This is a genomic window from Streptomyces tibetensis, from assembly GCF_007655005.1.
In the GTDB taxonomy this organism is placed as follows: domain Bacteria; phylum Actinomycetota; class Actinomycetes; order Streptomycetales; family Streptomycetaceae; genus Streptomyces; species Streptomyces tibetensis.
This window is the reverse complement of the sequence record NZ_SZVW01000017.1, coordinates 26,978-39,578: the sequence shown is the minus strand read 5'-3', so window position 1 is coordinate 39,578 and position 12,601 is coordinate 26,978. Positions and strand designations below refer to the sequence as shown.

The window sequence follows — 12,601 nt, the reverse complement described above, 5'->3', positions numbered from 1 at the left end:
CATGGCCGACCGCATCTCGCTCGTGTGCCTGCCCTTCGCCGGCGCGGGTGCCTCCTTCTACCGTCCGTGGCAGCGTCTGGCCGAGCCGCTCGGCTTCGACGTCCTGCCGCTCCAGCTCCCGGGGCGGGAGCGGCTCATCGACGAGGAGCCCTACCGGGACGCGAGCACCGCCGCCGCCGGGCTGCTCACCGATCTGCTCGGCACGCTCGACGGCGGCCCGCGCCCGCACCGCGTCGCCCTGTTCGGCCACAGCCTGGGCGCCGTCCTCGCCTACGAGCTGACACGTCGCCTCGTCGAGGTGCCCGAGGTGCGGGTCGTCCGGCTGTTCGCCAGCGGCTCGCCGCACCCCGCCGAGCCACGGGCCCGCCACGCCACCGGGCTCGACGACGACGCGTTCCTGGAGCGCGTCAACGAGTTCGCCGGCTACACCGACGAGGCCCTCCAGGACCCCGAGATGCGTGAGCTGATCCTGCCCACGCTCCGCGCGGACGTGGAGATGCACGAGTCGTACGTACCGGCGGACGACCGGGCCCTGCCGGTGCCCGTGACCAGTCTGCGCGGTGCCGACGACACCCTCGTCAGCCGCGCGGAGGCCGAGGCGTGGGCTCGCACCACGGTCGGGGGCTTCCGCGCCCTGGAGCTGCCCGGTGGGCACATGTACCTGACCGGGTCGGCACCGCAACTGCTCCGGACCGTCGCCGAGGAGCTGAACCGGGTACCGGAGGAACAGTGCGTCTGACCGGGAAGACCGTTCTGGTCACGGGTGCCGCCCGCGGCCTGGGCCGGGCCACCGCGCTCGCCTGCGCCGCCGAGGGGGCCTCCCTCGCGCTGCTGGACGTGTGCGACGACCTGGCCGGGGTGCCCTATCCACTGGGCACCAAGGGGCAGTTGGAGCACACGGCGACGCTGTGCCGCAAGGCCGGCGCCGCGGTGCTCAGCGCGGCCTGCGACGTACGCGACCTGGCCTCTGTGGAGTCGGCCGTGGCCCTCGCCGAGGACCGCTTCGGCCGCATCGACGCCGTCGTCAACAACGCGGGCATCGCGGCCCCCTCGGGCAAGCCGGTGCATGACATCGCCGAGGACGAGTGGGCGCTGATGATCGACGTCGACCTGACGGGAGCGTGGCGGGTGATGCGTACGGTCGCCCGCGCGATGAGCGCCCGCCGCTCCGGTTCCATCGTCAACGTCTCCTCGACGGCCGGTCTCGTCGGCTACCGGCACTTCGCCGGGTACGTCGCCGCCAAGCACGGCCTGATCGGCCTGACCAAGGCCGCCGCGCTCGACTACGCGCCCACCAAGGTACGGGTCAACGCCGTGTGCCCCGGATCGGTGCGGGACGACGCGACCGCCGAGGGCCGGATGCTCGCCGAGATCGCCCGCGCCCTGGACGTGCAGGTGGGCGAGCACGAGCAGACGTTCACCGAGGCGCAGCCGATGAACGCGCTGATCGAGCCGGAGGACGTCGCCGCCGCGGTGGTCTATCTGGTCTCGGACGACTCCCGGCAGGTGACCGGCTCGGTACTGACCGTGGACGGCGGGTTCACCGCGCGCTGACGGGCGGGCCGGAAGAGGTGACCCGTTGTGAGAGAGGAAGGACACCCCATGGTGGGGGAGCACGTGGTGGGGGAGCACATGGTGGGTGGACACATGGCGGGTGGACATATGGCGGGGGAACAGTGCCATGCCGTGCGGGTCCGGCTGAGCGGCCCGGTGGCCGTGGAGGAGCTGACCGCCCGGCTCGCCGCGGTGGGGCCCTGGCGGCTGTGGGTGGAAGAGACGGCGGTCGGCTCCGGCGAACCGGTGGCACGGCGGCTGGGGGCCGCGGAGCTGAACCGGCCGACGCAGTCGGTCCGTTGTGTGCTGTTGCGCCACCGGGACGACGTCGCTGACCTGGTGGTCGTCGCGCACCGCGCGGTGCTCGACCGGGAGGGTCTCGACCGGCTGACCGACGTGCTGGTCTCCGGGGCGGCGGGACCGCTGCCGGTGCCGTCCGCCGCGCCCGTCACACCGCCCTCCGCGGCTCCCGCCCCCGACTGGGGCGGCGGCCGCCGGGGCGACACCTCGTGGGGCACCCGGGCACTCGACCTGCCCGACTCCCCCGCCGCCACCGGTCTCCTCGCCGCGCTCGCCCTCACCCTCCACCGCTACGCGGGCCACGGGGCGAGCGGTGAGGTCCGTGTCGCCACCGACCGGCGCGGCGCCCTGCGGATCGAGGTTCCCGCCGATGCCCCGGCCTCGTCCCTCCGGCCGGCACAGCCGACGCCGACCGACAGCACGGTGCCGACCGGCAGTCCGGTACGGCCCGACAACCCGGTACCGACCGGCAGCCCGGTGCGGCCCGACAACCCGGTGCCGACCGGCAGCCCGGTACGGCCCGACAACCCGGTGCCGACCGGCAGCCCGGTACGGCCCGACAGCCCGGTGCTCGCCGGTCTCGTCGAACCGGCCGCCGGTGACCGGACGTTCCGGGTCGGCGCCCCGGCGGAGTATCTGCCGTGCCTCGCGCCGCCCTTCCCCCTGACGCTGGCCCTGCTGCCGCAGCCCGCCGGGGGGACCCGGCTGTGGGCCGCGTACCGGCACAGCCACTTCTCGGCCGGGACCGTCGAGACCTTCCTGCGGCACCTGGCGCATGTCCTCGGACAGTTCACGGACGCGACACCGGACACGCTCGTCGACGACATCGAACTCCTCGACGCGGCCGAGCGCGAGCGGGTCGCGTTGCTCGGGCGGCCGACCGCGACACCGCCCGGCGCACCGGAGCGGATCACCGACGCCCTCGCGAAGGTCACCGCCGCGACGCCGGACGCCCCGGCGGTCGGCGACGGCACCTCCGTCCTCACCTACCGCGAGCTCGACGAACGGGCCGAACAGGTGGCACGCGGTCTGGTCGCACGGGGGATCACGCCCGGCGACCGGGTCGGGATCTGCCTGGAGCGGACCACCGAACTCGTGGTGACCATGCTCGCGGTCCTCAAGGCGGGTGCGGCGTACGTGCCCACGGACCCCGCCTATCCCGCCGACCGGCTCGCCCACACCGCGCGGGACGCCGGCCTGGAGCTGGTGGTCACCCGGCTGGCGGAGTACCCGGCCGACGCCGGCACCCCCGTCACCCCCGACGACCTGACCGCGGCGGCCGGGCAGGCCGGAGCACTCCCCACGGGCGGTTCCCCGGACGACCCCGCCTACGTCATCTACACGTCGGGCTCCACCGGCCGTCCCAAGGGCGTCGTCGTACCGCACCGCAACGTCGTCGCGCTCATCGACGCCACCCGCGAGGACTACGGCCTCGGCCCGGACGACGTCTGGAGTCTCTTCCACTCGGGCGCGTTCGACTTCTCCGTCTGGGAGACGTGGGGATGCCTGCTCACGGGCGGACGGCTCGTGGTCGTGCCCTACCTCGTCTCCCGCGAGCCCGGGGAGTTCCGGGATCTGCTGGTCCGGGAGCGGGTCACCGTCCTGAGCCAGACGCCCTCCGCCTTCTCCCAGCTCCTGGAGACCGACCATGCGCCGCTCGTGGTGCGGCTGGTCGTCTTCGGTGGCGAGCCGCTCGACGCCCGCATGCTGCTGCGCTGGTTCGACCGGCACCCGGAGGACGAGTGCCGCATGGTCAACATGTTCGGCATCACCGAGACGACCGTGCACGTCACCGCGCAGACGCTGACCCGGGAACTGGCCCTGGCCGGCTCGAAGTCCGTCGGCCCCGCGCTGCCCGGCTGGCACCTGTACGTCACGGACGCGCGAGGCCGGCTCGTCCCGCCCGGCGTCACCGGTGAGATCCGTGTCGGAGGCGCGGGCGTCGCCCTCGGCTACCTCGGGCAGCCCGACCTCACGGCCGCCCGTTTCAGCCCCGACCCGTACGCGGAAGGCCGCCAGTACCACAGCGGCGACCTGGGACGGCTGCGGCCGGACGGCACCCTGGAACACCTCGGGCGCATCGACAGCCAGGTCAAGATCCGCGGCTTCCGGATCGAACTCGACGAGATCCGTTCGGTGCTCCTGGAGGACCCCGAGGTGCACGCGGCGGCCATGGTGGTCCGCCGGGACGACCCGGCCGACCCCGCCACCGCCCGTCTCGACGCGTACGTCGTCCCGGCGGACCTGGACACGGCCGGGGTCCGCAAGCGGGCCGCGAGCGTCCTGCCCGCGTACATGCTCCCGGCGACCGTCACGGCGCTCGACGCCCTGCCGCTGACCACGAACGGCAAGCTCGACGCGCAGCGGCTGCCGGACCCGGTCCGGGCCGCCCCCGCCGCGCCGGCGCCCGAGGGGACGGACGATGCGGCGTTGGTGCTGCGGGAGATCTGGTCCGACATCCTCGGCACCCCGGTGGGGATCGACGACGACTTCTTCGAGCTCGGCGGCAACTCCCTGCTCGCCGTGCGGATCAGCGCCGCACTGCGCGGCCGCGGGATGCCTGCCGTACCGCTGCGCGACCTGTTCCGCACCCCCACCATCCGGGCACTGACCGAGGCGGGCCGGCATGCGTGAACCGGGTGAGGAGACCGGCGGCGCAGTGAAGTGAGGCGTCCGGGCGCCCCGTGGTACGGCCCTGAAGCCGGTGCACGAACAACGGTCCGTCGAAAGAGCAACCCCGGGTCAGCGGCCTGGGGTTGTTCGTCGTCCGGCGCTCAGTCCGCGTCCGGGTCGTCGCCGGGGCCGGCGGCGCGGGCAGCGGACCGCAGCGCCGCCAGCAGATCGCGCAGAGCGGGCTGTTCGAGGGCCGTCTCCCGTACGGCCGCCGAGATCACCCGGAACGGTTCAGGGCCCCGGACCGGGCGTACGACGACACCGGGGTGCCGGGTGCGCAGTCCCAGCATCGGCATCAGGCCGACTCCCAGACCTGCCGCGACGAAGCCCTGAGCGGTGGCGTAGTCCTCGCTCCGGATGACGAAGTCGGGGCTGAAGCCGGCCGCCGCACAGGAGTCGATCACCGGCTCCAGGCACGGCCCGGGCGGCTCGCTGCCGACCCACTGCTCACCGGCCAGCTCGTTCAGGTCGATGATCTCCTCGCCGGCGAGGGCGTGTCCTTGGGGCAGTACGGCGGCGTACGGGTCGTCAAGGAGGTGGACCAACCGGAAACCGTCGCCGGCGCGGCCGGGTGCCTGGACGACCACGGCCAGGTCGGCCCGGCCTCGCACCACCTCCTGGAGCGGGTCCTCCGGGTCGGTGAGTCGAAGGTCGACACGGACGCCGGGGTGCTCGGCGCGGAGACGGGCCAGTGCGGGGGCCACCAACGTGGAGCCCGACGTGGCGAAGTAACGGACCGACAAGCGGCCGGTGCGTCCGGCGCGGAGATCGGCGAGGGCGCTCTCCGCCTGGGCGACCGCCGAGCTGATCAGGGCTGCGTGCTCGGTGAGCAGCAGACCGGCGGCAGTGGGCCGCACACTGCGACCGACCCGTTCGAACAGTGCCGTACCGGCCTGTTTCTCCAGCACCGCGATCTGCTGGCTGACGGCGGACGGTGTGTAGCCCAGGTGGGCCGCGGCGGCGGTGACCGTGCCACTGGTGACCACCGCACGCAGGACTTGCAGTCGCCTCACATCGAGCATGTAGCGCAGCTTAACAGGCTGAGTAGAACCATTCGCTTGTCCTGAACAGACGGCTGAGGCACCTTCAAGGGAGCGGGTTCAGAGGAACGGTTCGAAGGGGCGGGTCCGAGGGACCGGCGATCGAACGAGCCGTCGGTCCGGATGGAGGAATGCGTCGTGAGCAGCCGTACACCGAGCCTGGGGGGCGCGACGCGGGTGGTCGTGCTCGCCCTGCTGTGGGGCTCCACCTTCCTGTGGATCGAGCTCGCACTGCGCGGACTCTCCCCCCTCCAGGTCACGTTCGTCCGCTGCGTCCTCGGCGCACTCGTCCTCACCGTCGCCTGCTACGCGTCGGGCCGGCGCCTCCCGCGGGGTGTCGCCGTCTGGCGCCACATCGTCGTCGCGGCCTTCTTCTGCAACGCGCTCCCGTTCGCGCTGTTCAGTCTGGGCCAGCAGACCGTCGACTCGGGCCTCGCCGGAGTCCTCAACGCCACGACCCCGCTCTGGTCGATCGCCCTCGGCCTCGCCCTCGGCTCCGAACGCGGGATGCGCCCGGCCCGCCTCGTGGGCCTGCTGCTCGGCTTCGCCGGCGTGATCCTCATCTTCGCCCCCTGGCGGACGACCGGGGCCACCGGCTGGGGCGCCCTTGCCATCCTCGGCGCCGCCGCCAGCTACGCCGTCGCGTTCACCTACATGGGACGCACCCTGGTCGGCAGGGGCACTCCCACCATCTCCCTGTCCGCCGCCCAGCTCGTCGCCGCGAGCGGACTGACCGCCTTCGGCATGCCGATCGGTGGCCTGGACTCGGTCGGCGCGGGACCGACGGTCGTGATCGCGGCCGTCGCCCTCGGTGTCCTGTGCACCGCGATCACGTTCCACCTCACCTACCGGATCATCAACGACGAGGGGGCCACCAACGCGGCCGTGGTCGGCTACCTGCTGCCGGTGGTCTCCGTCCTCCTCGGCGCGGTCGTCCTGGGCGAGAACCTGAGCGTCCGGGTGGTGCTGGGCATGGCCGTCGTCCTCGCGGGCGTCGGGATGACACGGCGGACGGGGGCGACGGCCGGTGCGGCGGTTGCGGTCGACGAGGCGGCGGAGGGAGGCACGCCCGGGGGCGCCGAGAAGCGGAAGCGGACGGTCGAACAGCCGGTGCCCGGGGCGCCGGTGCCCGGGGCGCCGATGCCTGGGAAGCCGACCGCCGGGGGTTCGTCCGCCGAGGGGGCGGCCGCAGACGTCCCGGACGCCCGACGCATGGTCCCGCAGGACGCACGCTGACCTTCGCCGAGCTCCCGGGCAAGGCGCTCAGGTGCCCGGGCCCCCGTCCGCCCACAGGCCTTCCACGGCCCGCGCCGGGCCACCCACGCCGCGGACCTGATCCATGGCCACCTGGACGAAGGCCCGTAGCCGGGCCCTCTCGTGGCCGGTGGGCCAGACGAACGCGTAGTCGATGCCCGGGGCGTCCGTGAGCGGCTTGAAGACCAGGCCCGGGCGGCTGTAATAGCCACGCTGGTCGGCGATCGCGGGTCAACCGCACCAACGGCATGGTCGCCGACGGCTGGGGCTCGACCGGCGACGGCGCTGCCGCCCGGCAAGCGGCCTGGAACGGCAGTCCCGACCAGCAGTGGCAGATCACCGACCGCGGCAACGGCCGGTACTCGATCGCCAACCGGTCCACCGGACTTGTCCTGGACGGCGGCGGACAGGTTCCCTCGGGGTCCGTGACCAAGCAGTGGACCTGGGGGACCAGCACCGACCTGTTGTGGACCTTCCAGCCCACCTCGTGACCATCTCGGCGAGCCGACGGCGGGACGCCGGTGGGGTCACCCCGCGACGGCGTCCCTGCGTGCGGTGTCCGGTGCCGGGCTCTCGTGGTCGTCCGGCGCCTCGGTGGGGCTCGGAACGTAGGCGATCGGACGGGTCGCCCACGACCTGGTGACCCGTACGTAGCCGTAGATCACCGAGGTCATAGCCAGGATGAGGAGGGGCCCGGCCACCTCGGGAAGGGTGGCCATCTCCATCGGCAGGTAGCGGTACGACACCAGGAGGGCGGCGAAGACCGCTGTGCCGTAGGCGACCAGCCGGATGCCCGGCCGGTCCCAGCCGCGCTCCTGTGCGCGCAGGGCCGCCTCGATGGTCAGGGCGAACACCACGCCGGCGACCAGATCCACGCCGTAGTGGTAGCCGAATCCCAGGGTCGCTGCGAGCGTGACGACCAGCCAGAACGTGCCCGCGAACCGCAGCAGCCGCGGGGCCCGGCGAGTGTGGACGAAGATCGCGACGGCCCATGCCGTGTGCAGGCTGGGCATGCAGTTGCGGGGTGTGATGCCGTCGTACGTCATCGGGACCGGGATGCTGACCGGCAGCGACGTGTGCGGCCACAGGTTGGCCGTCGCCCACTCCACACCGCCGGTGCCGGAGGCGCCCGGGCCGTAGGCGAAGACGGGTCCGACCACCGGGAAGAGCATGTAGATGCCCGGCCCGAGGAGGCCGATCACCAGGAAGGTGCGCACCAGGTGATGGCGCGGGAAGCGGCGCTCGGCCGTCACGTCGCGCAGCTGGTAGAGGGCGACGACGACGGCGGCCACCGCGAGCTGGCCGTAGACCAGCTGGAGAAGATGAGTGCTGAAGGGGGCGGTGGCATCGACGAGACGGCCCGCCGCCCAGGACGGGTTGCCCAGCGCGTGATCGGCCATCGCCACGTACTGGTCGAGCACCGTCGGGCGGGTCTTCGCCGTGATGAACAGCCAGGCGTCGCCGGTCTTGCGGGCGGCCACCAGCAACAGGCCCAGCCCGACGCCCTTCAGCAGCAGGACGCGTTCGTCACCGGTGCGGCGCGTGACGGCGACGACCGCGAAGCCCAGCATCACCCACAACGCACCGGTGCCCAGGGAGTGGCCCTCGACCGTCTCGACGCCGGCCGCCCGGCGCACCAGCAGCAGGACGGCGTCGATACCGAGCGCGGCGCCGGCCGCGATGAACCGTTGCCGCCAGGTGAGCACCACCATCATCAGCGCCAGACCGCCGTACAGCGGGCCCGGCTTGGGGGCGAAGACCAGGGCCCCCACCTGGGTGGTGATGGGGCCGGGCTCGCCGTAGCGGCGGGCGGCGATCTCCAGCACGACGAGGAACGCGAGAGCCACCAGGGCCGCCGCACCCCACAGCACCGCGCGCCGACGGCGCCACGCACCCCACGACGTCATGCCGCTGATTCGCGAAAACGCCCGCGATGCCCTGGCTGTCAATCTTCTGGCCGATTCATCCGAATGGCTGGGTAGACGGAGAGCGATGGGGGGACCACCGCGAGTTCGAACATGCTAGCGGAGTCCACGCGGGGGCGGGGGGCGCGGGGCCGTTCAGCTGAAGGGGACGGCGTCGGTCGCGGAGGTGTGCCAGTTGGTGACGACCGGCTTGTCGACCGTGATGGTGCCGACCTTCAGGGAGACCGGTTCGGGGTCGTCGTCACCGATGGCGACGATGATGCTGTCCAGTTCCTTGCCGCCGTCGCTGTCGGTGCTCTTGGGGTTGACCCCGGCGTAGGCGGTGGTGTTCCCGCTCAGCGTGATCTGCTCGCCCACGGCCTGCTCCGCGGGGCCCGCCTCGGTGCCGTCGGATCCGAACGCCACGGTCGGCAGCGCGGCGGGCAGGATGCAGGTGATCCCCGGCTTCGCCTTCGCGGAGATCAGGATGTAGCCGCCGGCCTGGGTCTCGGACCTGGTGTTCCAGGAGATGTCGTTGGCGCCGCAGCTCTGCCCGACCGGCTCCCGCTTGCCGTTGCCGGTGTCCGCGCCGGAGCCGGCCCCGTCCTCGGTTCCGCCCGTCGCCCCGGAGCCCTTGCCGGCCGCGCCGGAGTCCTTGCCGCTGCCCGCGGCCGAGGAGCCGGACGGGGTGGCCGCGTCGCCGGACGCGGACGAGGAGCCCTGCGACGCCCCGGTGTCCGCGGCCTCGTCCGTGTCCTGGCATGCGGTCATCAGCAGGGCGCCGCCCACGAGGACTGCGGAGACGAGGAAGGCCTTGCGACGGTTGCCGGACATGAAATCCCCTGATTCATCGATCGGTTCGAGGCCGTGGTCGGTTCGGCCTCGCGGTGCTTCTTGATCACTATGAGGGAGCTGGGAGCCGCGAGGATCCCGTCGTCTCCGTTCCCGCACCACCCCGTCACCGATCGGTGACATGTCCACGTAGTTGTCGCCGGGTACGGCCATCCGGGGGATGTGACCTTCGTCGCCGGAGTGGCGCGGCGGCGCGTCGGCCGCCGTGCCGTCCACCGATCGCGGTGGCAGCGGCTCATCGCCCGTCGGTGGAGGTCACAGGGCCGGCGCACGAGGGCGCGACAGGAAGGTCCGCGCCCGCGGAGGGAAATATCTGTGCCCGCAAAATGAGAAATAGAAGCAGGGCCCGCCGAGTATTCCTCGACCCTCCACCGGATCGCAATTTCCGATCGACGTGGGGCCGAACCCACCGTGCTACTGTCGATCTCAGTTGCAGGTGTGGTTGCCAGAAGGTTCATTTCCTACGGGGTAATCATCACGGCGACACGGAATTCACACAGGGTGGATTCCCGAAACCGCCTCCGAAGGAGAACAAAATGGCTACCGGTACCGTGAAGTGGTTCAACTCTGAAAAGGGCTTCGGCTTCATCGAGCAGGACGGCGGCGGCGCTGACGTCTTCGCCCACTACTCGAACATCGCCGCCCAGGGCTTCCGCGAGCTGCTCGAAGGCCAGAAGGTGTCGTTCGACATCGCGCAGGGCCAGAAGGGCCCGACGGCCGAGAACATCGTGCCCGCCTGACATCGGCGCTCGCGCATATTTCGCAGCTGGGGCCCGCACCTGAAGGGGTGCGGGCCCCGGCTCGCTGTTTTTCCCCGCCGGTCCGACCCGGCCACATCGACTTCGGCTCGTCTCGAGATTCTCTGCGCCGCTCCTCTGCTGCGGATTTCCTTGCTACGCGCCCGCAAAGGAAGGTCCCGCATGAAGCGTGCCCACACATCCCGTACCCGCGACCGTTTCCCGAGGAGTGACGGCGCCGACCGCCGCTCCGGTAACCCGCGCCGCTCCTGGTCCCAGGGACCCCGCAGGGCTCCCCAGGGTGAGTTCGCCCCGCCGGTGACGATCACGCCCCCGCTGCCGGCCGTCGAGTCGTTCGCCGATCTCGACCTGCCCGCACGGCTGTTGGCCACCCTCGGCCACGAGGGCGTGACCACGCCCTTCCCGATCCAGGGGGCGACCCTGCCGAACTCCGTGGCCGGCCGGGACGTCCTGGGCCGCGGCCGCACCGGCTCCGGCAAGACGCTCGCCTTCGGCCTCGCCGTGCTGGCCCGGACGGCCGGGCGGCGCGCCGAGCCGCGGCAGCCGCTCGCCCTGGTCCTCGTGCCCACCCGCGAGCTGGCCCAGCAGGTCACCGACGCCCTCACCCCGTACGCCCGCGCCGTGAGCCTGCGGCTCGCCACCGTCGTCGGCGGGATGTCCCTGGGCAGGCAGGCCAGTGCGCTGCGCGGCGGGGCGGAGGTGGTCGTCGCGACACCCGGACGGCTCAAGGACCTCATAGACCGGGGCGACTGCCGTCTGGACCACGTGGACATCACCGTCCTGGACGAGGCCGACCAGATGGCCGACATGGGCTTCATGCCGCAGGTGACCGCCCTGCTCGACCAGGTGCGCCCGGGCGGGCAGCGGATGCTGTTCTCGGCCACCCTGGACCGCAACGTCGACCGGCTGGTCCGCACCTACCTGCACGACCCGGTGGTGCACTCCGTCGACCCGTCCGCGGGCGCGGTCACCACCATGGAGCACCACGTGCTTCATGTGCACGACGCCGACAAGCACCGCACGACCACCGAGATCGCGGCGCGCGACGGCCGGGTGATCATGTTTCTCGACACCAAGCACGCGGTGGACCGGCTGACCACGCACCTGCTGAGCAGCGGCGTGCGCGCCGCGGCCCTGCACGGCGGGAAGTCCCAGCCCCAGCGGACCAGGACCCTCGCCCAGTTCAAGAGCGGGGACGTGACGGTCCTGGTGGCGACCAACGTCGCCGCCCGCGGCATCCACGTCGACAACCTCGACCTGGTCGTCAACGTGGACCCGCCCGGCGACCACAAGGACTACCTGCACCGGGGCGGCCGCACCGCGCGGGCCGGCGAGTCCGGCAGCGTGGTCACCCTGGTGACCCCGGGCCAGCGTCGGGGCATGAGCCGGCTGATGTCGTCGGCGGGCATCACGCCCCAGGTCGCCCAGGTGCGTTCCGGCGAGGCGGAGCTGAGCCGCATCACGGGCGCCCAGGCCCCGTCCGGGATCCCGGTCGTCATCCCCGCGCCGCGCGCGGAACGCCCCCGCGGCGCGTCCGCCGGGTCCCGGGGCCGCCGGGGACGCCGTCCCGCCGGGCAGGGCCGCCCCGCAGGGGAAGCGGCGCGCCCCAGGGGGCAGCGGCGCACCGGTTCCGGCTCGGCCGCGTAGCCCTGCGCCCGCTCGCCATCCCCTCTCGGCAGGAGACACCCATGACGCCGGTTCTGACGCAGCAGCACTCCCTGGCCCACGCCCCTCGGATCCGTGACGACATGACGGTCGAGGTGGCCCTGTCCCTCATGGCGGGTGCGCGGGTCGATCACCTCGTCCTCTGCGACGAGGACGACCAGAGCACGGGCCTGGTCACGCTGGCCCGGCTCACCGTCCTCCGGGACGCCCCCGCCTATACGGACCGGGTCCGCCTCCGGGACCTCCCGGAGAGCTGAGACACAGGCGGGTCACCGCCACCGAACCCAGTGAGGGCCCTGCCGACGCGCGTCGGCAGGGCCCTCACTGCCATATCGCCACGTCATCGGATGTCACAGCATGCCTGCACCCACCGGGCTCCAAAATCTGTCTTTGTCAGGGTAGACATTTGCTTCTCGCCGTGGTTAACCTTCTTCTCGTAGACATGGTCAGACAGAACCGAGGAAGGACGGAGGAGCAGACGCCATCAGGATCGCCCGGCCCGGGAAGCCCTCGGTCCGGGTACCGCAAGACCCCGGATTGGATGGTGGTCCCCGGTCACGCAGCCGCGATCCCCGCACCCCTCCCGCAGTCGGGCCGGGTA

At 72.5% G+C, this 12,601-nt stretch carries 10 protein-coding genes and 1 pseudogene; 8 read left to right on the top strand and 3 right to left on the bottom strand.

Annotated elements, in window-relative coordinates:
• Nucleotide 1 precedes the first annotated feature (1 nt).
• Genes FDO69_RS27605 through FDO69_RS27595 form a run of 3 tightly spaced genes read left to right on the top strand, consistent with a single transcriptional unit; the run spans nucleotide 2 to nucleotide 4,488 of the window.
• Nucleotides 2-739, top strand: coding sequence for a thioesterase II family protein (locus FDO69_RS27605; protein WP_104782878.1), 738 nt, complete (start codon nucleotides 2-4; stop codon nucleotides 737-739).
• Nucleotides 730-1,554 (top strand): SDR family oxidoreductase, encoded by an 825-nt coding sequence (locus FDO69_RS27600; RefSeq protein ID WP_104782876.1) that lies wholly within the window; start codon nucleotides 730-732, stop codon nucleotides 1,552-1,554. The genes FDO69_RS27605 and FDO69_RS27600 overlap by 10 nt, the downstream gene beginning before the upstream one ends.
• 48 nt (nucleotides 1,555-1,602) lie before the next feature.
• A complete protein-coding gene (locus FDO69_RS27595; RefSeq protein ID WP_234388141.1) occupies nucleotides 1,603-4,488 on the top strand; it encodes an amino acid adenylation domain-containing protein in 2,886 nt (961 codons plus the stop codon).
• A 140-nt stretch (nucleotides 4,489-4,628) separates the two neighbouring features.
• Here the strand turns inward: FDO69_RS27595 and FDO69_RS27590 are convergent, their stop codons facing one another.
• Nucleotides 4,629-5,549: a LysR family transcriptional regulator gene (locus tag FDO69_RS27590; protein ID WP_104782871.1), complete on the bottom strand. Its 921-nt coding sequence runs from the start codon at nucleotides 5,547-5,549 to the stop codon at nucleotides 4,629-4,631.
• Nucleotides 5,550-5,705: 156 nt separating this feature from the next.
• Here FDO69_RS27590 and FDO69_RS27585 point away from each other — a divergent pair, with 156 nt between their 5' ends.
• Together FDO69_RS27585 and FDO69_RS27580 are read left to right on the top strand one after the other, a co-directional pair.
• Nucleotides 5,706-6,803: a DMT family transporter gene (locus tag FDO69_RS27585; protein WP_420878548.1), complete on the top strand. Its 1,098-nt coding sequence runs from the start codon at nucleotides 5,706-5,708 to the stop codon at nucleotides 6,801-6,803.
• A gap of 248 nt (nucleotides 6,804-7,051) precedes the next feature.
• Nucleotides 7,052-7,312: pseudogene (locus FDO69_RS27580) on the top strand (RICIN domain-containing protein); the annotation flags it as partial.
• A 36-nt stretch (nucleotides 7,313-7,348) separates the two neighbouring features.
• Here FDO69_RS27580 and FDO69_RS27575 read toward each other — a convergent pair.
• Complete coding sequence (locus tag FDO69_RS27575) at nucleotides 7,349-8,728, bottom strand: phosphatase PAP2 family protein (RefSeq protein ID WP_104782868.1); 1,380 nt, start codon at nucleotides 8,726-8,728, stop codon at nucleotides 7,349-7,351.
• A 153-nt stretch (nucleotides 8,729-8,881) separates the two neighbouring features.
• Entirely contained in the window at nucleotides 8,882-9,559 is a 678-nt protein-coding gene (locus FDO69_RS27570; protein WP_104782865.1) for a DUF4232 domain-containing protein, read from the bottom strand.
• Between the two features lie 554 nt (nucleotides 9,560-10,113).
• Here FDO69_RS27570 and FDO69_RS27565 point away from each other — a divergent pair.
• The 3 genes from FDO69_RS27565 (at nucleotide 10,114) to FDO69_RS27555 (ending at nucleotide 12,257) form a co-directional block, all read left to right on the top strand.
• A complete protein-coding gene (locus tag FDO69_RS27565) occupies nucleotides 10,114-10,317 on the top strand; it encodes a cold-shock protein (RefSeq protein ID WP_020119326.1) in 204 nt (67 codons plus the stop codon).
• A gap of 180 nt (nucleotides 10,318-10,497) precedes the next feature.
• A complete protein-coding gene (locus FDO69_RS27560; protein ID WP_170320955.1) occupies nucleotides 10,498-11,982 on the top strand; it encodes a DEAD/DEAH box helicase in 1,485 nt (494 codons plus the stop codon).
• 41 nt (nucleotides 11,983-12,023) lie between these two features.
• Complete coding sequence (locus FDO69_RS27555; protein WP_104782863.1) at nucleotides 12,024-12,257, top strand: CBS domain-containing protein; 234 nt, start codon at nucleotides 12,024-12,026, stop codon at nucleotides 12,255-12,257.
• The last annotated feature ends 344 nt before the right edge of the window (nucleotides 12,258-12,601 follow it).